The organism is Neobacillus sp. DFD-2R (assembly GCF_057747865.1).
In genome coordinates, this window is sequence record NZ_CM173228.1 from 1,653,865 (window position 1) to 1,676,154 (window position 22,290).

Annotated in this window: 27 protein-coding genes and 2 pseudogenes; 16 read left to right on the forward strand and 13 right to left on the reverse strand. The window is 40.6% G+C overall.

What is annotated here, in order from left to right; genetic code table 11:
- Positions 1 to 19 precede the first annotated feature (19 nt).
- Positions 20 to 1,522 (reverse strand): glucose-6-phosphate dehydrogenase, encoded by a 1,503-nt coding sequence (zwf, locus tag AC3ANV_RS08095; RefSeq protein WP_488313118.1) that lies wholly within the window; start codon positions 1,520 to 1,522, stop codon positions 20 to 22.
- A 223-nt stretch (positions 1,523 to 1,745) separates the two neighbouring features.
- Between zwf and rnz the strand changes: the two genes are divergently transcribed.
- Positions 1,746 to 2,663, forward strand: coding sequence for a ribonuclease Z (rnz, locus tag AC3ANV_RS08100; protein WP_488313119.1), 918 nt, complete (start codon positions 1,746 to 1,748; stop codon positions 2,661 to 2,663).
- Positions 2,664 to 2,707: 44 nt separating this feature from the next.
- On the opposite strand, the gene namA is transcribed toward rnz, so the two are convergent.
- From namA to proC, 3 genes are all read right to left on the reverse strand, one after another.
- On the reverse strand, positions 2,708 to 3,730 hold the full coding sequence (gene namA / locus AC3ANV_RS08105) for an NADPH dehydrogenase NamA (RefSeq protein ID WP_488313120.1): 1,023 nt from the start codon (positions 3,728 to 3,730) through the stop codon (positions 2,708 to 2,710).
- Between the two features lie 73 nt (positions 3,731 to 3,803).
- Entirely contained in the window at positions 3,804 to 4,943 is a 1,140-nt protein-coding gene (locus tag AC3ANV_RS08110; protein WP_488313121.1) for a glycosyltransferase family 2 protein, read from the reverse strand.
- A 60-nt stretch (positions 4,944 to 5,003) separates the two neighbouring features.
- Complete coding sequence (gene proC, locus AC3ANV_RS08115; protein WP_488313122.1) at positions 5,004 to 5,846, reverse strand: pyrroline-5-carboxylate reductase; 843 nt, start codon at positions 5,844 to 5,846, stop codon at positions 5,004 to 5,006.
- Positions 5,847 to 6,334: 488 nt separating this feature from the next.
- Here proC and AC3ANV_RS08120 point away from each other — a divergent pair, with 488 nt between their 5' ends.
- On the forward strand, positions 6,335 to 7,303 hold the full coding sequence (locus AC3ANV_RS08120; protein WP_488313123.1) for an MBL fold metallo-hydrolase: 969 nt from the start codon (positions 6,335 to 6,337) through the stop codon (positions 7,301 to 7,303).
- Between the two features lie 32 nt (positions 7,304 to 7,335).
- Positions 7,336 to 8,133: an SDR family NAD(P)-dependent oxidoreductase gene (locus tag AC3ANV_RS08125; RefSeq protein WP_488313124.1), complete on the forward strand. Its 798-nt coding sequence runs from the start codon at positions 7,336 to 7,338 to the stop codon at positions 8,131 to 8,133.
- Positions 8,134 to 8,178: 45 nt separating this feature from the next.
- Here the strand turns inward: AC3ANV_RS08125 and AC3ANV_RS08130 are convergent, their stop codons facing one another.
- The gene (locus AC3ANV_RS08130; protein ID WP_488313125.1) at positions 8,179 to 8,370 is read right to left on the reverse strand and encodes a YqzH family protein; all 192 of its coding nucleotides are present in this window, start codon (positions 8,368 to 8,370) and stop codon (positions 8,179 to 8,181) included.
- Positions 8,371 to 8,531: 161 nt separating this feature from the next.
- On the opposite strand from AC3ANV_RS08130, the gene AC3ANV_RS08135 reads away from it, so the two are divergent.
- Both AC3ANV_RS08135 and AC3ANV_RS08140 read left to right on the forward strand, forming a co-directional pair.
- Entirely contained in the window at positions 8,532 to 9,791 is a 1,260-nt protein-coding gene (locus AC3ANV_RS08135) for a Y-family DNA polymerase (RefSeq protein WP_488313126.1), read from the forward strand.
- A gap of 169 nt (positions 9,792 to 9,960) precedes the next feature.
- A complete protein-coding gene (locus AC3ANV_RS08140) occupies positions 9,961 to 10,299 on the forward strand; it encodes a YolD-like family protein (protein ID WP_488313127.1) in 339 nt (112 codons plus the stop codon).
- Positions 10,300 to 10,379: 80 nt separating this feature from the next.
- Here the strand turns inward: AC3ANV_RS08140 and AC3ANV_RS08145 are convergent, their stop codons facing one another.
- Complete coding sequence (locus tag AC3ANV_RS08145; RefSeq protein WP_488313128.1) at positions 10,380 to 10,586, reverse strand: CDGSH iron-sulfur domain-containing protein; 207 nt, start codon at positions 10,584 to 10,586, stop codon at positions 10,380 to 10,382.
- 154 nt (positions 10,587 to 10,740) lie between these two features.
- Between AC3ANV_RS08145 and AC3ANV_RS08150 the strand changes: the two genes are divergently transcribed.
- Positions 10,741 to 11,073 carry an iron-sulfur cluster biosynthesis family protein gene (locus AC3ANV_RS08150; RefSeq protein WP_488313129.1) on the forward strand — a complete coding sequence of 111 codons (333 nt, stop codon included), beginning with the start codon at positions 10,741 to 10,743 and terminating at the stop codon, positions 11,071 to 11,073.
- Between the two features lie 21 nt (positions 11,074 to 11,094).
- Here the strand turns inward: AC3ANV_RS08150 and AC3ANV_RS08155 are convergent, their stop codons facing one another.
- The 3 genes from AC3ANV_RS08155 to AC3ANV_RS08165 form a co-directional block, all read right to left on the reverse strand.
- Complete coding sequence (locus AC3ANV_RS08155) at positions 11,095 to 12,018, reverse strand: alpha/beta hydrolase (RefSeq protein ID WP_488313130.1); 924 nt, start codon at positions 12,016 to 12,018, stop codon at positions 11,095 to 11,097.
- A gap of 111 nt (positions 12,019 to 12,129) precedes the next feature.
- Entirely contained in the window at positions 12,130 to 12,273 is a 144-nt protein-coding gene (locus AC3ANV_RS08160; protein WP_488313131.1) for a hypothetical protein, read from the reverse strand.
- Between the two features lie 56 nt (positions 12,274 to 12,329).
- Positions 12,330 to 12,566: a hypothetical protein gene (locus AC3ANV_RS08165; protein WP_488313132.1), complete on the reverse strand. Its 237-nt coding sequence runs from the start codon at positions 12,564 to 12,566 to the stop codon at positions 12,330 to 12,332.
- Between the two features lie 158 nt (positions 12,567 to 12,724).
- Between AC3ANV_RS08165 and AC3ANV_RS08170 the strand changes: the two are divergent.
- The 3 genes and pseudogenes from AC3ANV_RS08170 to AC3ANV_RS08180 all read left to right on the forward strand — a co-directional run.
- Positions 12,725 to 12,808, forward strand: a pseudogene (locus AC3ANV_RS08170) (succinyl-CoA--3-ketoacid-CoA transferase); the annotation flags it as partial.
- A gap of 23 nt (positions 12,809 to 12,831) precedes the next feature.
- Entirely contained in the window at positions 12,832 to 13,500 is a 669-nt protein-coding gene (locus AC3ANV_RS08175) for a 3-oxoacid CoA-transferase subunit B (RefSeq protein ID WP_488313133.1), read from the forward strand.
- A gap of 118 nt (positions 13,501 to 13,618) precedes the next feature.
- Complete coding sequence (locus tag AC3ANV_RS08180; protein ID WP_488313134.1) at positions 13,619 to 13,876, forward strand: YqkE family protein; 258 nt, start codon at positions 13,619 to 13,621, stop codon at positions 13,874 to 13,876.
- A gap of 76 nt (positions 13,877 to 13,952) precedes the next feature.
- Here the strand turns inward: AC3ANV_RS08180 and AC3ANV_RS08185 are convergent, their stop codons facing one another.
- Both AC3ANV_RS08185 and mciZ read right to left on the reverse strand, forming a co-directional pair.
- Complete coding sequence (locus AC3ANV_RS08185) at positions 13,953 to 14,864, reverse strand: aldo/keto reductase (protein WP_488313135.1); 912 nt, start codon at positions 14,862 to 14,864, stop codon at positions 13,953 to 13,955.
- A gap of 65 nt (positions 14,865 to 14,929) precedes the next feature.
- Positions 14,930 to 15,061 carry a Z-ring formation inhibitor MciZ gene (gene mciZ / locus AC3ANV_RS08190; RefSeq protein WP_488313136.1) on the reverse strand — a complete coding sequence of 44 codons (132 nt, stop codon included), beginning with the start codon at positions 15,059 to 15,061 and terminating at the stop codon, positions 14,930 to 14,932.
- Positions 15,062 to 15,133: 72 nt separating this feature from the next.
- On the opposite strand from mciZ, the gene AC3ANV_RS08195 reads away from it, so the two are divergent.
- Positions 15,134 to 15,685, forward strand: coding sequence for an NUDIX hydrolase (locus AC3ANV_RS08195; RefSeq protein WP_488313137.1), 552 nt, complete (start codon positions 15,134 to 15,136; stop codon positions 15,683 to 15,685).
- Entirely contained in the window at positions 15,682 to 16,845 is a 1,164-nt protein-coding gene (locus AC3ANV_RS08200; RefSeq protein WP_488313138.1) for an endonuclease Q family protein, read from the forward strand. Before AC3ANV_RS08195 ends, AC3ANV_RS08200 begins: the two co-directional genes overlap by 4 nt.
- A 276-nt stretch (positions 16,846 to 17,121) precedes the next feature.
- Here the strand turns inward: AC3ANV_RS08200 and AC3ANV_RS08205 are convergent, their stop codons facing one another.
- Together AC3ANV_RS08205 and AC3ANV_RS08210 are read right to left on the reverse strand one after the other, a co-directional pair.
- A complete protein-coding gene (locus tag AC3ANV_RS08205) occupies positions 17,122 to 17,295 on the reverse strand; it encodes a transposase (protein WP_488314163.1) in 174 nt (57 codons plus the stop codon).
- Positions 17,296 to 17,318: 23 nt separating this feature from the next.
- A pseudogene (locus AC3ANV_RS08210) lies at positions 17,319 to 17,927 on the reverse strand (transposase); the annotation flags it as partial.
- A gap of 372 nt (positions 17,928 to 18,299) precedes the next feature.
- Between AC3ANV_RS08210 and spoIIM the strand changes: the two are divergent.
- The 5 genes from spoIIM (at position 18,300) to deoB (ending at position 22,183) form a co-directional block, all read left to right on the forward strand.
- Positions 18,300 to 18,947, forward strand: a complete 648-nt coding sequence (gene spoIIM / locus AC3ANV_RS08215) for a stage II sporulation protein M (RefSeq protein ID WP_488313139.1) — start codon at positions 18,300 to 18,302, stop codon at positions 18,945 to 18,947.
- A 107-nt stretch (positions 18,948 to 19,054) separates the two neighbouring features.
- On the forward strand, positions 19,055 to 19,519 hold the full coding sequence (gene fur, locus AC3ANV_RS08220) for a ferric iron uptake transcriptional regulator (RefSeq protein WP_488313140.1): 465 nt from the start codon (positions 19,055 to 19,057) through the stop codon (positions 19,517 to 19,519).
- A 131-nt stretch (positions 19,520 to 19,650) separates the two neighbouring features.
- Positions 19,651 to 19,878: a YqzK family protein gene (locus AC3ANV_RS08225; RefSeq protein WP_488313141.1), complete on the forward strand. Its 228-nt coding sequence runs from the start codon at positions 19,651 to 19,653 to the stop codon at positions 19,876 to 19,878.
- A gap of 5 nt (positions 19,879 to 19,883) precedes the next feature.
- Entirely contained in the window at positions 19,884 to 20,777 is an 894-nt protein-coding gene (xerD, locus tag AC3ANV_RS08230) for a site-specific tyrosine recombinase XerD (protein WP_488313142.1), read from the forward strand.
- Positions 20,778 to 20,998: 221 nt separating this feature from the next.
- A complete protein-coding gene (gene deoB, locus AC3ANV_RS08235) occupies positions 20,999 to 22,183 on the forward strand; it encodes a phosphopentomutase (protein ID WP_488313143.1) in 1,185 nt (394 codons plus the stop codon).
- Positions 22,184 to 22,290 lie beyond the last annotated feature (107 nt).

The following is a 22,290-nucleotide window of genomic DNA, read 5'->3' on the forward strand; positions in this document are numbered from 1 at the left end:
CAAAGATGGAGCTTTTTTATTATTTACAAATATCTACATCTAAATCCGTTACAGGCCACCAGAAGTAACCGTCTTTTTCCAGAAGCTCATCTGCCGCTTTCGGCCCCATTGTTCCTGATTGGTAGTTTGGAAAGCTATCTGCAGCTTTTGTATTATGCCAAACTTCAGAAATTTTATCGACAAAGTTCCAGGAATAAGCAACTTCGTCCCAATGGGTGAAATTCGTTGCATCCCCGCGCATACAATCGTATAGGAGCTTTTCATAACCTTCAGGGGTGTTCATGGCATGGATACCTGTATTGGCAAAGCTTAGTTTTACCTCTTGTGCATCCAGGTGCCCCCCTGCTTTTTTAGCATTTAAATGAAGGGTGATTCCTTCCTCCGGCTGGATATGGATGACAAGCAGATTTGGATTCAACATTTTTTCTGTTTGATAGTATAAGTTCATGGGAATATCTTTAAATTGAACGACAATTTTTGTCGACTTGGTTGTCATTCTCTTTCCTGTTCGAATATAGAAAGGAACACCGGCCCAACGGAAATTATCGATCATTATTTTTCCCGCGACGAACGTTTCCGTATTGGATTCTTTGTCTACCATCGGTTCATCGCGATACTTAGGAACCTGTTCTTCTGCAATTGTACCTTCTCCATATTGTCCGCGAACAAAGTAATCTTTCACTTGCTCACCTTCAACAGTTCGCAATGCCCGAAAAACCCTTACTTTTTCTGAACGAATTTCATCCGTTGTTAACTTGATTGGGGGTTCCATTGCCAGTAATGCAACCATTTGCATCATATGGTTTTGCAGCATATCCCGTAAGGCACCGCTTGTTTCATAATAACGGCCTCGTTCTTCTACTCCAAGCGTTTCACTGGATGTTATCTGAATATTGGAAATATATCGGTTATTCCATAACGGTTCGAAGATGGCATTAGCAAAACGTATTACCTCAATGTTTCGGACCATTTCTTTACCCAAATAATGGTCGATACGATAAACTTCGCTTTCAGAGAATGCGGTTCGTATTTGATTATTTAATTTTTTGGCAGATTCTAAATCATGTCCGAATGGTTTTTCAATTACAAGTCGTTTATAACCTTTTACATCCGTTAACCCGTCTGATTTTAAATGTAATGCGATAGGGCCAAAAAATTCAGGCGCCATTGCGAGATAGAAGATGCGGTTGCCTTCAAGGCAATAATGATCATCAATTTGATCAGCTAGTTTTTTTAACGCGGCGTAAGAGTTTGAATCTGCCACATCATGTGAATGGTAGGAAAAATGCGAAATAAATTCATCAATATTATTATCTTTTTTTAATGCAGATAAAACGGAGTCTTTCACTGATTGTTGAAACTCTTCGTTTGAAATTGATCTTCTTGCAACACCAATTACAGCAAACTGTTTGTTCAATCTACCTTTTTCGAATAAACGGTAAAGGGAAGGAAACAATTTTCGTTTTGCTAAATCCCCGGTTGCCCCAAATATCATGATTAATGAAGCCATACTTTGTTCCATGCTTTTTAGACCTCTTTTCTTGTATCTTTTATGTATTTGTGAAAAACGTAGCATACCTATCAAGTATTAAATTTTATCGGTTTCCTTTAGATTTCGCAAATATAATGCAATGCATGTATCAAAAAAATTCTCAATAAAAAGAAAAAATCAACGGGAAAGCAATCGAATTTTATTTGTGATATAGTAATAAATATCGAATGAACGGTGAAAAGAGGTATACTTAATGGATATTTTTTTCTTAGGTACGGGTGCCGGGATGCCGGCAAAGCTTCGCAATGTCACATCCATTGCGCTGAAATTGCTGGAGGAGCGGGGGGAGGTCTGGTTATTCGATGCAGGGGAGGCAACACAGCACCAAATTTTACATACATCGATTAAACCGAGGCGGATTGAAAAAATATTTATTACTCATCTTCATGGTGACCATATATATGGATTGCCCGGTTTGTTATCAAGCCGTTCGTTTCAAGGCGGGGAGTCTAAAGTCACGGTATATGGGCCGAAGGGCATTAAGGAATATATCAATGTCAGCCTCTCTATCAGCCAAACGTATTTAAAGTACCCTTTAAATATTATTGAAATTGAGGAAGGTATTATTTTTGAGGATGAACAGTTTACGGTCGAAACGCTTCCTTTAGACCATGGTATTCCATCCTACGGATATCGGATAGTAGAGAAGGACAGACCAGGTACACTCCTTGCTGATAAGCTTATTGAAGCAGGGATTCGACCGGGACCCATTTTTAAAAAAATAAAAAACGGAGAAACGGTTACGCTTGAAGACGGCAGAACGATCGAGCCGGCAGGCTTTCTTGGCCCTGCGGAAAAGGGCAGAATTGTGACGATTCTTGGAGACACAAGATATTGCGAAAACGCCATAACGCTTGCAAAAAATGCAGATATATTGGTTCATGAAGCAACTTTTTCAAAAGGGGAAGAAAGACTTGCCTTTGATTATTTTCATGCAACGACCCATCAGGCCGCAGAAATTGCCAGACAGGCTAATTGTAAACAGCTTTGCCTGACCCATATTAGCTCACGTTATGACCGGAATGCTTGGAGAGAATTGGTGGAAGAAGCGAGAGAAGTATTTTCGAATACGGAAATCGCTGAGGACTTTAAAGAGATTACTATCCGTTAAAATGAAAAAGCACTACCCTTAGGTAAGTGCTTTTTTCTATTTTTTTAAAAATTCCAGCCACGCTCATATTGTTTTGGCCCTTCAATGGTTACACCAAGCTCTTTTGCCGCTATACGCGGCCAGTAGGGATTGCGCAGTAATTCACGGGCTAGAATGATTAGATCGGCTCTTTCATTCTGTAAAATTTCTTCTGCGTGTTTTGGAGTGGTAATTAGTCCTACCGCACCGGTTGGGATATCAGCGCCATTCCTAATTGTTTCGGAGTATTTTACTTGATAGCCCGGGTAAGTATGAATATGTGCCGGTACAACTGCGCCGGAGCTGACATCGATTAAGTCAACGCCTTGCTCCTTCATCCATATGCTGAACGGAACATAATCATCTGCTGTTAATCCTTCATCGTGATAATCATTGGCGGAAATTCTTACAAACAGTGGACCGTCCCAAACCGTTTTAACGGCTTCAATGACTTCACGGAGGAAACGGTAACGGTTTTCAGCCGAGCCGCCATATTCATCCGTTCTTTTATTGGAAAGAGGAGATAGGAATTCATTAATCAGATAACCATGGGCACCGTGAATTTCAATCACATCAAAACCGGCCATTGCAGCCCGTTCCGCTCCTTTTTTAAATGCCTCTACTGTTTCTTCGATATCCGTTTTGGTCATTTCTTTTGGTGTTTTCATTTTTTCATTGAAAGCCAAGGCGGAAGGTGCAATGATTTCGCCTTCTAAAACAGCTTTTCTACCTGCATGTGCAAGCTGGATTCCAATCTTAGCGCCGTGCTCTTTAACAAGCCCGACGAGTTCTTTAAATCCCTCGGTATGATCATCACTCCAGATACCTAAATCCTGCGGAGAGATTCTGCCTTGAGGTGTAACGGCAGTTGCTTCAACAATTATCAGTCCCACTTGTCCGACTGCTCTCGTTGTATAATGGGTTCGGTGCCAGTTCTGCAGGTGGCCATCTTCTGTGTGGCTTGAATACATGCACATTGGCGCCATCACGATTCTATTTTTTAACGTTACACCCTTAATGGTATAGGGAGAAAATAATTTTGCTTGCATGTTGAGCCCTCCTAATCTTTTACATAACAACCATAGTATAGCAAAAGGCTCACATTTTATTGAAATAACCTGCTTATTCTTTTTCTCTTAACTCACTTAACCGGTATGTTGTGCCTCGCCATACAATGCCTCCCCGCTTAAAGGTCAGGAAGCTTGCACGTATAATTGCATAGATAAACAGTAAAGCAGTGACAGGAAATACAAAAAACATAATAGGGGAGAATCGGGTCATTCTTTTGACGATCATCACGTAAAGGATTCCACTGCCCAAAATATTCCCCAAACTCAGTAGTGCGATTGTTCTGTTTGATGAAAAAACTGTCACAAAGGGGAGAACATGTGTGAGAAAGACCCCGAAAATAGCGAAAAGTACCATGCTGATTCGATAATTTAATCCTGCAAATGTATTCTTTTCAAGTCCGACAAATGCTTCTTTCAAACTGCCATACCATTCCACTTCCATCAGCCTGAGCGCTGTAACAATTCTTTGCCGGTATCCGGCCTTTTTCATTCTCATTCCCAGCTGTAAATCATCATCGGGGCGCATTTTTATTTTTTCGTGTGTCCCGAATGCTTCATAGGCTTGTTTAGAAACGAGGTTAAACGCGCCAATGCCCGTACCGGTTTTGGACTTTGGATTATTCGCCAGCCAGGGGCGCTTAAAATAGGAAAATCCGAATAAGAAAAACGCGACAAACGATTTCAGCCAAAATTCCTTGGCATTTAAATTAGGTGCTGCCGTTAAATGGTCGAGGCGGTGTTTATTAAAGTAATGGAGTGCTTTTGCAAATGCCTCTTGCTCATATTTAACATCAGCATCAGTAAATAATATCCATTTACCGTTAGCGTGCAGACTGCCTGAATATAAGGCGTAATTTTTGCCCAGCCATCCCTTCGGCAAAGCATTTATATGAAAAACTTTTACTCTCTGATCTTCTTTTTTTAACTCATCGATAATTTGACCGGTTGTATCTGTTGAACGGTCATTTACAAGGATCCATTCCACGTGTGTATAGGTCTGTCTAAGCTGACTGTGGATACTTGCTCTAATTTGCTTCTCTTCATTTCTTGCTGCAACGATAACCGATAAAAGCGGTCCATTCCCCAAGGAATCTTCCGTATCCAAAGCATCTAATTTTCTTAACCCAAACAGGGCATCTGCAAGAAAAACAATCCAAGCCAGAATTCCTATCGAGTATAAAACGGTTAACATGTCCAAACACTTCCCAGCCCTTTTTTTACAGTTTAAAGGAAAAGGGGCCAAACATCCAATCTATGAAGGCTGTTCTGCAGCAAGCTGTGAGCATAATGCGTCGCCCATTTTTTTTGATTGGGCAGTAGCAGCTTTGATACATGCAATAAACGCTTCCTGAACGCCTTTTTCTTCCAGAACCTTAATCCCTGCCTCGGTCGTGCCGCCTGGACTTGTTACGTCGCGTCGCAATTGCTCTGATGTTTTTGTTGATTTCTTCACCATCTCTGCTGCCCCAATTAACGTCTGGACAATCAGTTCTTGTGCCATTTCCTTTTCAAGTCCTACTTCAACTGCGCTATTTTCCATCGCTTCAATCAGATAATAAATATAAGCCGGCCCGCTGCCGGAAAGGCCAGTTACCGCGTCAAGCTGTTCTTCTTCAACAAAGGTGGTTAAACCGACGGTGCCGAAAAGTTTTTTCGTTCTCTTGATTTGTTCCTCAGAGACTCGGGTGTTCACGGCAACGGCTGTGGCTGATTTTCCTACCGTTGCTGACGTGTTAGGCATGGCTCTTACAATCGCAAGAGGTTTTTTCGCTAATGTCTCGATTGCATTCATGGATACACCTGCTAATACAGAAATCACGAGCATATGCTCCGTTAAGTGTTCGCGAACTTGAGTGATGGCTGAAGCTGCATCCTTTGGTTTCATTGCTAAGACCACGATGTCAGCCCCTTCAAAGAGTTTGTTCAAATCATAGGTGCTTTTGACGCCATATCGCTCGCGAATAGAGGATAATCTTTCCTCATTACTATTGTTTGTAACCCAAATATTTTTCTTATCGATTAAATCATTTTCGACAATTCCTGAAATAAATGCTTCTGCCATTGATCCTGCGCCTACAATCGCTATTTTGTTCATGAATAACTCCCCCTTATGGTTTTAAATACAAAAAGACCCTTCATCCATAAAGGACGAAAGGTCTATCTTCCGCGGTACCACCTTCATTTACCCCAATAAAAAAACAATTTTAAAAAGGGTTCACTCAACTCCGATAACGTCGGGATTACGTTAGGTTTTCCTAAGTGCTCATAAGGTAGGTTCAATGATCAAGAGGGCGGTGAAGACTCTCAGCCTTTGGACTTCACTCTCTTTTTGCCATTTTTCATTTACTGGCCTTACTCATCGCTTTTTCGAATTAAATTTTAATAGTGATTATGCTGGAAACATAGCCTCTTTGTCAAGGGGTAAATTTGCTGAATTTTTTATTTTTTCTAAAAATTATGCAAAAATAATGACATTTGGCCTATAAATCGGTACACTTTATTATATATATTAAATGACGCATATTTTTTACATAAAGCGAATTAAATATCTTTATACAACAATAACGTTAAGGGGTTTTTAAAATGACAGAATGGAAAAACGGAATTGCCAAAATCACTTTACCGACTCCTTTTCCGGTCGGAGATGTAAATGTGTATTTAATTAAGGGGGAGCGTTTAACGCTTGTTGATGCGGGGCCGAAAACGGAGGAATCCTGGAATTCATTGACAGCTCAAATGGCCGATTTAAATTTGAGTCCTTCTGACATTGAGCAAGTGGTTCTTACTCACCATCACCCTGACCATGCGGGAATGCTTGATTTTTTTTCTGACTCGTTAGAGGTGTACGGACACCCGTTGAATGAACGATGGATCCATCCGACAGAAGCTTTTCTTCAGGAACAAGAGAATTTTTTCCGTGCGCTTTTTCATGAGTTGGGTCTGCCTGAGGAATATTTACCGCTGCTTTCTTTGTTAAGAAAATCACTGAAGTATTCCTGCAACCGTTCACTGACAGGGCAGCTTCTTGAAGGGATGAGACCGCCCGGACTCAGTGAATGGCAGGTAATTGAAACACCCGGCCACGCTCAAAGCCAAATTGCTCTGTTCCGCGAAGCGGACGGAATTTTAATTGGCGGTGATCTTATTCTTGCCCATATTTCACCGAATCCCTTACTTGAACCGGCTGCACCGGGTGAGAGGGAAAGGCCGAAGCCGCAGCTGCAGCATAATCACTCGATGAAAAAACTGCTTTCTTATCCGATTTCATTCGTATACACGGGGCACGGCGAGGAGGTCTATCAGTTAGCTGACCTGATTGAAAAAAGGCTAACCCGTCAGCACGAGCGGGCCATGACGGTCCATCATTGGCTGAAAGAAGAGCAACTCACCGTTTTTGAAATCTGCAAACGTCTTTTTCCGGCCGTCTATCAGCGTGAATTGATGCTAACGATGTCGGAAACAGTCGCCCAACTTGACTATTTATCATCTATCGGAGAAATTAGTAGTAATAATGATCAACCCGTTCTCTATCAGGCTACGTCTGAAGGCTAATGGAACCGGGTTTAAGCCAGAGAGGTGATAGGATGGGTAGAGAACATTTAAAAGGTAAAAATATCATCATTACCGGGGCATCCGGAGGAATTGGAGCGGAAATTGCTAAGCTTTGTGCGGCTGGCGGCGCCAATCTTGTGTTGCTTGCGCGGAGCATTGATAAACTTCAATTGCTGCAAGGGGAGCTGCAGCAAAGCTTTCATGTTAAAGTAGATGTGTTTCAGCTTGATGTGTCTGATACTGAACAAGTCCGGAAAGTCTTCGGTGAGATCTTTGCGTCGGCCGGCTATATAGATATCCTTGTGAATAATGCGGGCTTTGGCGTTTTTCGGGAAGCCCATGAAGCAACAATCGACGAAATTAAAGGGATGTTTAACGTGAATGTGGTCGGGTTAATAGCATGCACCAGCATGGTATTGCCGAAGATGCGCGAAAGGCGCTTTGGCCATATTATTAATATTGCCTCCCAGGCGGGGAAAATTGCCACGCCAAAATCGAGTGTGTATTCTGCCAGCAAACACGCCGTTCTTGGATACACGAATTCGCTTAGGATGGAGCTGGCCGATTACAATGTACAGGTTACATCTGTGAATCCAGGGCCGATTGCTACCAATTTTTTTGAAATAGCCGATGAAAAAGGCACGTATGTAAAAAATGTTCAAAAATTCATGCTTAAGCCTGAATATGTGGCACAGAAGGTCGTTGATTCCATGCTCACGAAAACAAGGGAGATTAATTTGCCGCGGTGGATGAACCTGGGGAGTATTGTCTATGTTCTTTTCCCGAGGGCTTTTGAACGAATTGGTAAACGGATTTTAAATCAGAAATAGTTTGTTACTCAAGCCTCTTTTTCAGAGGCTTTTTATTTTTTAAAATCATCCTGTTAAAAACTCATATACCGTATCATTCACTACCTCATATAAATCTGCAGTCGGTTCTGCTTCCTTTGTTTGGAAAATCCGATTGGTCAGCTCCTCTAAATCTTTTTCACCGATAGGCATGGAATCAGATTCATAATATTGTTTCAAACAATTTTTAATCATTTTGGTAATCAGCTTTTTCTCCATGAGAGCACCTCACACCGATTATACCGCATTTTTCTGTATTTTCCACATTGGAAAAAAGGCAAAAAATTTCCATTGAATACGAACGCATATTCGCTTAAGATAGTGAGTATACTGATATAGAACTGTTGTTCGCTAAAATGTATTTTGTTGGAGGGAAAAGTATGGTCGATTACAGCACCGCACCGCAAAATAAAATTTTATGTGTCGACATGAAGAGCTTCTATGCAAGCTGTTCGGCTGTCATGCTTGGCCTGGATCCTTTGAATTGTTATTTAGCTGTTTGCGGCAACAAAGAACGACAGGGAAGCATCGTGCTTGCTGCTTCGCCGCGTCTGAAAAAAGAATTTGGCATCAAAACCGGTTCGCGGATGTTTGAAATCCCAAACGACCCAAGGATTAAAATTGTCGAGCCGAGTATGGCAACTTATTTGCGCATTTCCACCGAAATTACCCGTGTTTTTAACCGTTATGTTCCAAAAGACGCACTCCATACCTATAGTGTGGATGAAAGCTTCATTAAAGTCGACGGTGTCATTCATTTGTGGGGGGATGCTGCAACCATCGCCCAAAAAATAAAGGATGATATTGAGCGGGAATTTCAGCTGCCTTGTGCGGTCGGGATTGGTCCCAACATGCTAATGGCAAAGCTTTGCCTCGATCTTGAGGCGAAGAAACATGGAATTGCCGAATGGACGTATGAGGATGTACAGACAAAGCTTTGGAATGTTTCACCGCTCAGGGAAATGTGGGGGATCGGTAGACGTGTCGAAAAAACATTAAACGGAATGGGAATCTTCACTGTTGGCCAGTTGGCCCGATATGATTTAGAACAATTGGAAAAGAAATTCGGGATCATGGGGAACCAGCTTTATTATCATGCCTGGGGAATCGATTTTTCAGAGCCGGGTGCCCCGATTATCCAGGGGCAAATCAGCTTTGGAAAAAGTCAAATTCTCCTCAGGGATTACAAAGAGGAAGAGGAAATTAAGCATGTTATTTTAGAAATGTGTGAGGATGTTGCGCGACGGGCAAGAACACATCAAAAGGCGGGAAGAACGATTAGTCTTGGAATCGGCTACAGCCAGGATGAATTTGGCGGGGGCTTTCACCGCGCGCGGACCATCAAGCAGCCAACGAATGTAACGATGGACCTTTACCGTGTTTGTCTCGAATTATTTCATGAGCATTATAACGGAAAAACGGTAAGGCAAATTTCGCTTGCGATTGGAAACATGGTTGATGACCGCGAGCTTCAGCTTGATCTTTTTGACATAGGTGCCTATAAAAGGCGGGAGCTTGGCTATGTGGTGGATTCCGTCCGCAGGCGCTTTGGTTCAGGTGCCTTGCTGCGCGCTGTTTCTTATACGGCAGCAGGAACCGCCAAGCATCGGGCAACGCTGGTTGGCGGACATAAAATGTAAAAGAAAAGCGGGAGCGCCCGTTTAGCGAAGTAAACTAGCCGCTGGGCGCTCCTCCGAAAATCTTACGATTTTCATCGTGCGATGTATCGCTTCTGAAGCTTACTCTTATGGAGCTAGACAGCTATCAAATTTTAAACTAAATTCTAAGTATTAGAAAGAAGGGAGACGGATGATTCGTGACCGCGGGAGAATCAAATGGACGTCGATGATGCTTCCTGAGCATGTGAAATTACTTAGGGACTGGGTAAAGGAAGACCGCTACGAAGAGAAAAAAGAAATGGATGAACAGCAGCTGGAGCTAATGAACGACACTTTATCTGAAGCAATTGAATTTGATCAATTTGTTGCGATTACGCATTATAGGAATCGAAATTATGAAATCGTGATAGGAAAAATTCATTACTGGGATGAAACAGCCGGGAAGCTCCATGTTGTCGACCGGTTTGAGGAGGTACACCGCATTCCAATCGGTGCGATCGCTGACATCAGGCTAGCCGCTGGGCGCTGAAGCTAGACAATTCTCAAAGCCAAAATTTATACTTTTTTATCCTTTAAAAAAAGAGCAGCATCAAAGCTGCCCTTAAAATCTTATTCTTCTTTGGGAACCCGTACTTGAGATTCAAATTTGCCTTTATGGGAGCCGTCGCAAAAAGGTTTATTATTAGATAAACCGCAGCGGCAAAGGGAAAAGGAGGGCTTTGTTGTATAGACATTGCCTTCTCCATCCAACAATTCAACATCACCGGTAATTCTTAGTGAACCGTTATCGTTTACTTTAATTTGAACATTAGACATTTCCAACACCCCTTTAATAAATATTCAGCGTCTCTCTTGAGATTAACTGGAAATAGAGGAAAATGCAACCCATGAACTGTGATAAGCAAAAAAATAAGAATACGAAAAAAACATATGATAAAATCATCATATGCAAAGAGAGGGGGTTTTTCACGTGGAAATAGTAATAACAGAGGCGGCAGCTGAAAAAATACGCAAGAGAACAGAAGGCCGGGAAGGCTTTTTAAAACTAAAATACGATACGGACGGCTGCGGCTGTGCCGTAAACGGTGTAGCAGCATTGTGGTTCGTGTCAGAAATAGAAGATACCGATATCGCTATTGAAACAAATGACAGAACCATTTATGTAGAAAAATCAAAGACTGTTTTCTTTGATGAGCAAATGAAAATTGATTTTTCTGATAGCTCAAATTGTTTTCAATTAAAAAGCCCGCAGCAAATCTTAAATGGGCACATGAGCCTAGTGATCACAGAAAAAACAGACTGAACCTATTTGGACAGTCTGTTTTTAGCTGGACAAGGATTCGTGAAAAACATATTTTTGTAAAAATTCATCAATAACCCGTTCATAATCGGCACGGTTTTCGTTGAAAGATTGGGCATGGCGGCCGTTTGCTGCAAGATAAAGCATTTTCGGCGCCTTTGCTTGCGCAAATAAGTCTTCACTCATCGTTGGTAAAATAAAGTCATCCTTCTGACTGTGAATGAACAGAATGGGATGTTTAATATTTTCAATAACCGAAATCGGTGAAACATGGCGGATAGAATATTTGTCACGGAAGCGCAAGAAAACATCCGCAAGCGGAAGTAAAAGTCTAGGTGCAATCTTCATTTCTTTTTTTAGGCGATAGGCCAGTTGATCTCTAAAGTCAGAAAAAGGACAGTCCGCAATATAAAAATCAGCTCCATCCTCAAGTATTCCTGCATACAGCAGCATAGTTGCCGCCCCCATTGATTCACCGTGAATTCCAAGTTTAAGATTGGGCCCCATTTCTTTTTTCAGCCAGTCGACGACTGACCTTAGATCGAATTTTTCATAATGACCGTAACTTGTTGTTTTCCCTCCGGATTCACCGTGGCGCCGATGGTCATAAATTAAGGCATTAAAGCCGCGATCTAAGAAAAGATTCATATATTTAATCGAATTAATTTTCGTTTCGGTTACACCGTGAGAAATGATAATATAGCGGTTTGACCGATGCGGTTCAACGAGAAGGGCTTTGATGGTGTAGCCAAAAGTCGAAGAAATGGCAATTTCCCGCTTTGGAAGTGACGCAAATTCATCGGGCTTATATCTGCCGGCTTCCTTTTCCCGTTTTAAAATAAACGTTTCATCCTTTTTTTTCATATACATCAGCCGGTTAGTAAAATAAATACCGAGGACCAACCAGAAAAACAATAAAATAAATAAAGCCCGAAATGTCTTTTTCAAAAGGCGGCACCTCCTTCAGTTTCTATAAAATATGTCGTCATCGAACTGAATTTTCTTATAACATGAAAAAAGCCGCTGACACCATGAGCGGCTTTCATGTAAAAAGTAGGATTACGACTGCTCCGAATTCTGTCGCTTCGTTGGGTGGATTGCTTTTTCAAGTTCTTCTGCAGCAATCATCCTCTTACCCGTACCTGCAGAATCTGCATAATTTTTTCCTTGTTGGCTGAATCCTTTATCCCGTTTTTGGCTCATGGTCAGTCTCCCTTCGAAGTGGTTACACCTAATAAGATGCATTAATACAAGACTGATTATTCATAACTAAGCCTAAACAGGTTGGGAATGAAGCCGATAATACCCGCTATCAATTTGTCTTGATGCATTGGGCCGAACGATTTCAATAGCGTTAACGAGCCTATTAAGGTCAACACCGGTATGAATCCCCATTCGTTCAAGCATACAGTAGGAGCGAACAATTTTTCATTTTGCAAACTATCCCGAGCGCCCACTTCAATAATCGTTACTTTTTTAGGCAAATTTAACATCATTTTCTCCCCCAAATATTCATACTTTCATTGTAGAGGTGGTAATTTCAAAAAATCAAGAATAAATGAAATTTTGACAAAATTAGAGGGTTTTTAAAGTTTACAGCAGAAGTAGTAAAAATATTCTGAAAGCGTTTCCTTTATGACGGATAAATATGGCCATTCATACACCAAGTGTATATATTCAATCGATCATTGAAGGAAAACAGGAAAAACGAATTGAGAGAATGACAGTCAGAAATTAGAGATGGTAGGAAGGAGAGAGAATATGGAAAATGAGAAGGCCACTGTAAGAGAGAGAATTGCGATCAGAGCGGAAAAGGAAATAGAAAATGGCTTTTATGTAAACCTGGGGATTGGCATGCCGACCCTTGTAGCTAATTATATATCGGGTAATAAGCAGGTGGTCCTTCAATCAGAGAATGGGCTTCTTGGAATTGGACCTTACCCGAAAGAAGAAGAGGTAGATCCTGACTTAATCAATGCCGGTAAAGAGACAGTCACAGCCATTAGCGGTGCAGCCTATTTTGACAGTGCCGAATCGTTTGCCATGATACGCGGAGGACATATTAATTTGGCTATCCTGGGAGGAATGGAAGTATCGGAAACCGGTGATCTGGCAAACTGGATGATTCCCGGAAAAATGATAAAAGGTATGGGCGGAGCAATGGACCTTGTTCACGGAGCCCGGAAAATTATTGTGATCATGGAGCATGTCAATAAAGCAGGTGAATCGAAAATATTAAAGCAATGCACCCTTCCGTTAACAGGCAAGGGAGTGGTGGACCGTATTATTACAGAGCGCGCCGTAATGGATGTTTCCGAATCAGGGTTAAGGCTGGTAGAAGTGGCAAAAGGATATACAGTTAAGGATGTCATTAATTCGACAGAAGCAAACTTAAATGTTGATGACAACGTGATACTTGGCGCTTATTAAAAAGGAAAAGCAGGCTGCGCATAGGAACAGCCTGTTTTTTGTTGGAGTTTATAATATAAGCACAAGCAGGTGAAATGGTATAATGTTTATAGAATTGGTATTAAAGGAGTAGACAAAAATGAAAAAACATTCTAAACAAAAAAATCAAGCAGCCAAACCGAAAAAAGATGAATCAGCGGTAACGCTTAAAGATATGATTAATCCTGATTTAATGAAGCAGCTAAAAGAACAACAGGAGCAGCTTAAAGCAGCGGAAGAGAAAAGAAAAGAAGAAGAAGAGCAAAGAAAAAGAGAAGAGCGGAGGTTAAAAGAAAAGAACAAATCATTTGAAGAGCTATTAAACGAGAGCGGGATGAACTGGAAGGAATTCAAGTAGGTGACTGCCCGAAAAGTAGAGGTTATCCCTTATCGAAAAGAACGGGAAAAGGAGAGTCTTGGGTGACTCTCCTTTTTCAACGGTGCTCATTATAGGTGGCAGCCTTTGATAGTTCCTTAATAACCGCAATTTCTTCGGCAGTCAGTGATTGACTTCGAACCGCATCGGCGCTGCTCCTAATTTGTTCGGGACTGCTGGCACCAGCTATTACAGAAGCTACAGCCGGGTTTGCCAGATTATATTGAAGAGCAACTTCTGTTAATGAGCGGTTAACTGCCATTTTTTCCTTCAACAGTGGAAGTACTTCACATAATTCTTTCCGGCTATAATCCAAGTAGCCTTTTTCAGAAGCTTTTTCAAGCATCCGATCACTAAGCATACCCTTTGCAAGTGATCCGCGGGTCACTGCGCTAATTCCATTATCATGAAGAAGCGTTAATGCCCCTTCCTCGGGACGACGGTCTAAAATACTGTATTGCATCATCACTGACACGATACCGGACTTTTTTGCATATTCGCGAATCACGTTAGGTCGAATCGACGAAATACCATAATAGCGAATATAGCCTTCTTCGATTAATTCCTCAAACGCTTCAATCGTTTCATCAATCGGGTCCTCAATTGTACCGCCATGCAGCTGGTAAAGATCAATATAATCAGTTCCAAGACGCTTCAGGCTGTTTTTTACCGCTTCTTTGATGTATGCCTTTGATGGGTCCCATGACCATCCGACCTGATCGCTATTTCGGCGATTACCGACTTTTGTGGCAATAATAACCTTTTCTCGCACATCCTTTAAGGCTTGTCCCAAAATTCTTTCATTTTCACCCAAATCGTATAAATCGGCCGTATCAAAATAATTGATGCCTTCTTCAAGGGCAGCTTCTATAATTAGCCGTGCAGTTTTTTCCTCCGTACCAATTGACATACAGCCAAGACCTAATTCAGAAACCAATAAATCCGAGCTTCCGAGCTTTCTTTTTTTCAAAAAAATCACCCCGTTCTTTTTCTTCAATTTTAGTAAAGAACGGGAAATACTACAAACAGTAGACCTTATTTTTGTGTAATATTTTGAATCCACTCGCAAACGGTGACATAATCCCGGTTATATGCTTTAAGTTTTTGCAGTATTTCCCATCCTTTCCCAACGAGGATAATTCCATTTTCATGGACGTATACCTTCATACCATACCCCTCCAAATAAAGTATGGTAAAATGTATGAGAATTACATATCGAATTAGAACAGGAGTGGCATAATGAGCAGTCTTGAAGAAAAAACGCTCCATAGCGAAGAAATTTTTTCCGGAAAAGTAATCAGTCTCTACCTGGAGGATGTTGAACTTCCAAATGGTAATCATTCAAAAAGAGAAATAATCAAGCATCCGGGTGCCGTGGCTATTTTAGCAGTCACCGATGACAATAAAATTGTAATGGTCGAACAATATCGCAAAGCATTAGAAAGGACTATCGTGGAAATCCCTGCCGGTAAGCTGGAAAAAGGAGAAGAGCCGGCCCTTTGTGCCAGACGTGAATTAGAGGAAGAAACAGGCTATGTGTGCGAGAGTCTTGAACTGTTAACCTCTTTTTATACCTCACCGGGATTTGCTGACGAAATTGTTCATGTTTTTTTAGCAAAAGGTTTATCAAAAAAAGAAAACCCTGCTGCACTTGACGAAGACGAATTTGTAAATCTTGAAGAATTAACACTTGCTGAAGCAATTCAATATGTAAAAGACCAAAAAATCTTTGATGCTAAAACAGTCTATGCGGTCCAATTCCTTCAGCTTCAAGAGGCGTTAGAAAAATGAACCGCTATTATGTTGATTTACATATACATATTGGGAGGACTTGGACAGGCAAGCCGGTCAAAATAACCGGTGCCAAATCCTTAACGTTTACGAATATCATTGAACATGCAGGGCATGAAAAAGGCTTGAATATGGTGGGGATTATCGATAGCCATTCACCTGAAGTGATTCTTGAAATGGAAAATCTCATTCAAAGAGGAGAAATTTATGAGCATCCTGCCGGTGGTTTGGTATTTGGCGATTTAACCGTCATTCCCGGTTCGGAATTAGAAATTTATGATGAACAATCGGGCGGCCCGATCCATCTTCTTTGCTATTTTCCAACCCTGGCCATTATGAAGGAGTTCTCAACATGGCTCTCGGGTCATTTGAAAAATGTTCAGTTAAGCTCTCAACGGGTGTACGTGACAGGTCTTATTCTGCAAAGAAAGGTAAAAGACCTGGGCGGATTATTTATCCCTGCCCATGTTTTTACACCGTTTAAAAGCCTGTATGGAAAAGGGGTCCATCAATCATTAACCGAAGTTTTAGACCCAAATTTAATTGATGGAATTGAGTTGGGATTAAGCTCCGATACCAATATGGCAGACCAATTAAAAGAATTACACGATTATACCTTTGTTACCAATTCCGATGCCCATTCATTAGCTAAAATTGCCCGTGAATACCAAGTGATTGCCATGAAGGAACCAACCTTTAGGGAATTACAAAAGGCATTAAAAGGAGAAGAGGGCAGAAAAATTATCGCCAACTATGGTCTTGATCCGTTGCTGGGAAAATACCATAAGACGGTTTGTGCGGAATGTTTAAATTCCGTTAATCAAGATGCCCAAATTTGTAACCTTTGCGGCAGTCCTAAGATTATTAAAGGGGTGGCCGATCGGATTCTTGAATTGAAAACCTCTGAAAGCAGTCCGGTAGATCGCCCGCCTTATGTTCATCAAGTACCACTGGAATTTATTCCTGGCTTAGGGCCCAAATTACTCGAAAAACTTGTCAATCATTTTGGATCGGAAATGGCAATTTTACATGAAGTTCCTTATAATGCTTTAAAAGAGGTGGTACCGGATAAAATTGCCGATCTCATCTTGAAAGCCAGGGAAGGGAAAGTTAACCTAGCTGCGGGCGGCGGAGGAAAATACGGAAAAATTGCAGATTAATCTATTGCTCAAAAAACCCGGCAGCCAAGCTGCCGGGTTTTTCTCAGATTGTCGAGAAAGGGTATTTTTCTCGGCAATTTTTTATTTTGTCAGAATCTAAATACCAAATTTATTGATTCTCCCTGCTAATGGCCTGTTGATTTCCGCTCCGGGCACTCGCTTTCCGCGGGGAGGTCCTGGAGCCTCCTCGGCGCTTTTGGCGCCTGCGGGGTCTCCAGTGACCTCTCTATCCCGCAGGAGTCGAGTGCCCTCCGCTCCAATCAACAGGGAGGCAAATCAACCTAAAGTATTGCAACACACTTTTTCTAACTTTGCTAAGTGTATTGCAATCTTTTTTATATTTTGGCAGGCTGCAGTTAGAAGAGCCTGTTCACTTGCATTCTTCAATCCCCGTAACCGGCAGTAGCGAAGCCCATGCAGCTCTTTTGAGTCTGCGAAGCTTCGCTCAATTTTTTCCTTTCTAAATTCCTTACTCGAATTTCCTTAGTCTCTTTCACTTCCTCCTTTTCTTTTAATGGCTTTTTTCCGTGTTCAATTCTATCCTCTTCTAATGCCTTGTTTAAGTCATCAAAATATTCTCGAGTATCCGCTTCCACTTCTTGTTTTGTATACTTATTTTTATTTGCATTTGCCTTTAAATGAGTTGAATCCGTAAATAAAACACGACCGACCACCATCTTGTGATTCATTGCAAGAAGAACAATCTCATCAAAAATCTCCTGAAAAATATTTGTATCCTTAAAACGGTGTTGACGATTCCAGTTAATCGTAGAGTGATGAGGTACTGGATCCTTGAATTTTAGACCTAAAAACCAGCGGTAGGCAACGTTTGTTCTAATTTTCCTTTCTAGTTGACGTTCAGAACGAATGCCGTAAATATAACAAAAAAACATCATTTTAAAAAGAATAAGAGGATCAGTAGGGCGCCCATATTCATCGCTGTAATAAGGACGGACCTTTTCAAGAAGAAACAAAAAATTAATATATTTATCAATCAAACGAAGAAGATGGTCATCAGGTACCAATTCATCAATAGAAACAAATTCATATTCACTTTGTCTAGACTCTTTTGACTTAAACATTGAATTCTTCACTTGTTTTTTTTATTTATTAGTTGAACTGAAGGTCTGTATTGAAAACACTCTGTTGATTGGAGCGGAAGGCACGAAGACTCCTGCGGGAGTACGGGGCAGGGGAGACCCCGCAGGAGCGAAGCGACGAGGAGGCTTCCCTGCACGCCCGCGGAAAGCGAAGTGCCTGGAGCTCCAATCAACAGACATGTTGAAACCGATATACTAATAACATTATAAAATTAACGCGGTGAATTGTTAAAGTAATTGAATAAAATAATTGGCTGCCGAGGGTTTTTCTATTATCTATTAAAAATTTGGTCATAGAAAAACTAGAAAGGCATAAGATGTATTAACTGATTTACCTAATAGGAGGAAACGCAGATGAAGAAACGATTGTACCAGTCCGATGCCGCCAGTTATTTCCGTGAGCATTCCTCGATATTTTTATTTATTGTCATTTTATTTTTAATGGGAGTTATTTTCGGTGCAATAGTAGTAAATAGCATGAGCATTCCTCAAAAAGAAGATTTATTCTACTATTTATCACAATTTTTTGGTCAGGTCTCCAATGGAAAAGTAGCAGAAGACAGCGATTTATTTTTTCAAAGCTTTTTTGATAACAGTAAATTTATTGGCTTGATGTGGATACTGGGGATTTCCATTATTGGTTTACCTGTAATTCTCATTCTTCTATTTTTAAAAGGGATGGTGGTCGGGTTTACCGTGGGATTTTTGGTTAGTCAAATGGGGTGGAAAGGTTTTATGCTCGCATTTGTTTCGATCCTGCCGCAAAATTTAATTACTATTCCCGTTTTTATCATGATGGCCGCATTATCAGTTATTTTTTCAATGAGAATGATTAAAAAACAGTTTATGAAAAAATACGGACAACCGATTATGCCATTTTTTAAGCGATACATTGTCGCCCTCTTAGCAGCTGTAATCTTTATCTCAGTTGCATCAGGGATTGAAGCATATCTATCTCCATGGCTGATGAAAACAATTATTCATTCAGTTAGTTTAAAATAATTATTATTTTATATAAAATATAAATTCTTATTTATAATAATTTTATTTTGAATCTCTTTTGCCATCTGTTATAATGAGAATCATAGTGGCGAGGGAGGGACTTCGGGATGGAAACTAGAATTGAGAGAATAAAAAAACAGTTGCATTCATCAAGCTATAAGCTTACACCCCAACGAGAAGCAACCGTTCGCGTTTTGCTGGAAAATGAAGAGGATCATTTAAGTGCAGAAGATGTGTACCTCCTCGTTAAAGAAAAATCGCCTGAAATCGGTTTAGCAACTGTTTATCGAACGTTGGAATTGCTAACTGAATTAAAAATTGTCGATAAAATTAATTTTGGTGATGGTGTATCAAGGTATGACCTCCGTCAAGAAGGAGCGGCCCATTTTCACCATCATCTTGTATGTATTGAATGCGGTGCAGTGGATGAGATTCAAGAAGACCTATTAGAAGATGTTGAGGCTGTTGTTGAGCGTAGATGGAAATTTAAAATTAAAGATCATCGCCTAACCTTTCATGGCATTTGTTACCGATGTCAAGATAAGGCGACGATTGAAGAAAAAGCTGAATAAAAAATGGGAAGTCCTTTTTACTGAAAAGGGCTTTTTTGTTTTTCTCCCCCATTTTGCGTGTATACAGGTATAAAACTTGTACAAAATGGCATACCTTTTACTAGACTATCACGGTTTGGGGGAGGTAAAACATGTTCTCTTTTTTTAAAGCGGCAATGCAAACATTAAAGGTTTTTATCATATTCACAGGATGCACGATTCTCTTCTATTATGGTATCATGTTGGTAAGTGAGGAATACCAAAATTATCATCGCTATGATGCACCGGAAGGGGCTGCATTAAAGGTTTCTAATGCAGTAAAAGAAGAGAATTCTTCCATGTTAGATCGGCTAATCTTGTTTTATTTAAATGGGGAGTAAAAACGATGGAAGATCACTTAAATGACTTTAAACATTTCTTAATTGTGGAAAAAGGTCTTGCGAATAATACTATCATGTCTTATGAGCGGGATTTAAAAAGCTATATTCGTTATTTAAAAAATGTTGAATCAATCCGCACTCTCAATGACGTGCAGCGAGTTCATATTGTCCATTTTCTCGGTTTTTTAAAAGAGCAGGGAAAATCATCGAAGACACTTGCAAGACATATTGCATCTGTACGGGCATTACATCAGTTTTTATTAAGGGATAAAGCAACAGACCAAGATCCGACTGTTCATATTGAAACACCTAGGTTAGAAAGGACTTTACCTAAGGTTCTAAGTCTGCAGGAAGTAGAAATTCTCCTGGATGCACCAAAGCTGCATGATCATTTCGGTTTAAGAGACAAAGCAATGCTGGAACTTCTATATGCGACAGGTATTCGTGTCAGTGAACTGATTGGACTTGATATAGACAATGTGCATTTAACCATGGGCTTTGTCCGTTGTATAGGGAAGGGAAATAAAGAGCGAATTATTCCTATCGGCAGAACAGCATCTGAGGCGATAAAACACTATTTAGATTATGGCAGATCCCATTTTGCTTTAAAAAAGCATAAAGATGACGCCCTATTTTTAAACCATCAAGGTAAAAGATTAACACGCCAGGGATTTTGGAAAATTTTAAAAAAGTTAACAAAAGAAGCTGGAATCGAAAAAGAATTAACTCCACATACACTAAGGCATTCTTTTGCCACTCATCTATTGGAAAATGGTGCTGATTTAAGAGCAGTGCAGGAAATGCTCGGTCATGCTGATATCTCTACAACACAAATCTATACACATGTTACGAAAACAAGATTAAAGGATGTTTATAGTAAATTCCATCCACGAGCTTAATAAATTTGTAGTTTCTAGGAAATTATGAAAATGTCAAAAACCCGCCAAAATTAATGGCGGTTTTTTCTTGTAATTTCTAAAACTTTTAGTAAAATAAAGATGTCAGACTTCTGACGAATAAATATAAAATCATGGTTATTCCTATTTAAAAAGGGCAACATATGGTTGTGAAATCTTTTGAAAATATTGCAAACGTTTCCATTGAAAAGGAGGAAGAACGAATGGCAAATCATACATATAAACGGATATTTATTATTGTTATGGACTCTGTTGGAATTGGTGAGGCTCCTGATGCTGGAAAATTCGGTGACAAAGGAGCAGACACATTCGGCCATATTGCAGAAAGAATGAATGGGCTGAACATGCCGAACATGGGGAAGTTGGGCTTAAGCAATATTAGGGAAATAAAGGGAATCGAAAAAGCAGAAACTCCATTAGCTTTTTATACAAAAATGATGGAGGCTTCAAACGGTAAAGATACGATGACCGGACATTGGGAAATTATGGGTTTGAATATTAAAACTCCTTTCAAAGTTTTCCCTGAGGGGTTTCCGGAGGAGCTCATTTCTGAATTAGAAACACGTACAGGAAGAAAAATTATAGGTAATAAACCTGCGAGTGGAACAGAAATTTTGGATGAGCTTGGTGAGGAGCATATGAAAACGGGATCACTAATTGTCTATACTTCCGCTGATTCTGTCCTTCAGATTGCTGCACATGAAGAAATTATCCCAATCGAGGAACAATACAAGATTTGTAAGATGGCGCGGGAGTTGACACTTGATGAAAAATACATGGTTGGCCGTGTCATTGCCAGACCATTTTTGGGCCAACCGGGTAATTTTAAACGAACTGCAAACCGTCATGACTATGCATTAAAACCTTTTGACCGTACGGTTATGAGTGAATTGAAGGATGCCGGCTTCGATGTGATTGCAATCGGGAAAATTTCCGACATCTATGATGGGGAAGGCGTAACCAAATCTTTACGGACTGTTTCCAATATGGACGGAATGGATAAGTTGGTAGAAACTTTTGATATGGACTTTACCGGAATTAGCTTTGTAAATCTCGTTGATTTTGATGCACTTTACGGACATCGCCGTGATCCCGAAGGATACGGTAAAGCCCTTGAAGAATATGATGCTCGTTTACCTGAGGTTTTTGCAAAAATGAAAGAAGACGACCTGTTAATGATTACAGCTGACCACGGGAATGATCCTGTTGCACCAGGAACAGACCATACACGTGAATATGTACCATTGCTCGTATACTCTAAGCAGATGAAAGAAGGGAAAGAACTGCCACTTCGTGAAACTTTCGCTGACCTTGGAGCAACGGTTGCTGAAAACTTTAATGTAAAGATGCCTAACTATGGAAAAAGCTTTTTAAATGAATTGAAATAAGAAAAGCGCAAGCGTCCGTTTAGCGCACGACAGGACTGGAGCGCTTCGACTGAGATAAAGGAAACACGGAGAGCGGAGCGAGCCGATGTTGGGCTGCTTGCGTTAGA

Coding starts and splice junctions, on each gene's coding strand:
- AC3ANV_RS08140 (WP_488313127.1), top strand. CDS start 9,961: ATGATTCGTGACCGCGGGAGAATCAAATGGACGTCGATGATGCTTCCT.
- xerD (WP_488313142.1), top strand. CDS start 19,884: ATGGAAGATCACTTAAATGACTTTAAACATTTCTTAATTGTGGAAAAA.
- AC3ANV_RS08145 (WP_488313128.1), bottom strand. CDS start 10,586: ATGTCTAATGTTCAAATTAAAGTAAACGATAACGGTTCACTAAGAATT.
- AC3ANV_RS08200 (WP_488313138.1), top strand. CDS start 15,682: ATGAACCGCTATTATGTTGATTTACATATACATATTGGGAGGACTTGG.
- AC3ANV_RS08160 (WP_488313131.1), bottom strand. CDS start 12,273: ATGAGCCAAAAACGGGATAAAGGATTCAGCCAACAAGGAAAAAATTAT.
- AC3ANV_RS08225 (WP_488313141.1), top strand. CDS start 19,651: ATGTTCTCTTTTTTTAAAGCGGCAATGCAAACATTAAAGGTTTTTATC.
- zwf (WP_488313118.1), bottom strand. CDS start 1,522: ATGGAACAAAGTATGGCTTCATTAATCATGATATTTGGGGCAACCGGG.
- AC3ANV_RS08180 (WP_488313134.1), top strand. CDS start 13,619: ATGAAAAAACATTCTAAACAAAAAAATCAAGCAGCCAAACCGAAAAAA.
- AC3ANV_RS08175 (WP_488313133.1), top strand. CDS start 12,832: ATGGAAAATGAGAAGGCCACTGTAAGAGAGAGAATTGCGATCAGAGCG.
- AC3ANV_RS08110 (WP_488313121.1), bottom strand. CDS start 4,943: ATGTTAACCGTTTTATACTCGATAGGAATTCTGGCTTGGATTGTTTTT.
- AC3ANV_RS08135 (WP_488313126.1), top strand. CDS start 8,532: ATGGTCGATTACAGCACCGCACCGCAAAATAAAATTTTATGTGTCGAC.
- fur (WP_488313140.1), top strand. CDS start 19,055: ATGGAAACTAGAATTGAGAGAATAAAAAAACAGTTGCATTCATCAAGC.
- deoB (WP_488313143.1), top strand. CDS start 20,999: ATGGCAAATCATACATATAAACGGATATTTATTATTGTTATGGACTCT.
- AC3ANV_RS08120 (WP_488313123.1), top strand. CDS start 6,335: ATGACAGAATGGAAAAACGGAATTGCCAAAATCACTTTACCGACTCCT.
- AC3ANV_RS08195 (WP_488313137.1), top strand. CDS start 15,134: ATGAGCAGTCTTGAAGAAAAAACGCTCCATAGCGAAGAAATTTTTTCC.
- AC3ANV_RS08130 (WP_488313125.1), bottom strand. CDS start 8,370: ATGGAGAAAAAGCTGATTACCAAAATGATTAAAAATTGTTTGAAACAA.
- spoIIM (WP_488313139.1), top strand. CDS start 18,300: ATGAAGAAACGATTGTACCAGTCCGATGCCGCCAGTTATTTCCGTGAG.
- proC (WP_488313122.1), bottom strand. CDS start 5,846: ATGAACAAAATAGCGATTGTAGGCGCAGGATCAATGGCAGAAGCATTT.
- rnz (WP_488313119.1), top strand. CDS start 1,746: ATGGATATTTTTTTCTTAGGTACGGGTGCCGGGATGCCGGCAAAGCTT.
- AC3ANV_RS08125 (WP_488313124.1), top strand. CDS start 7,336: ATGGGTAGAGAACATTTAAAAGGTAAAAATATCATCATTACCGGGGCA.
- mciZ (WP_488313136.1), bottom strand. CDS start 15,061: ATGAAGGTATACGTCCATGAAAATGGAATTATCCTCGTTGGGAAAGGA.
- namA (WP_488313120.1), bottom strand. CDS start 3,730: ATGCAAGCAAAATTATTTTCTCCCTATACCATTAAGGGTGTAACGTTA.
- AC3ANV_RS08165 (WP_488313132.1), bottom strand. CDS start 12,566: ATGATGTTAAATTTGCCTAAAAAAGTAACGATTATTGAAGTGGGCGCT.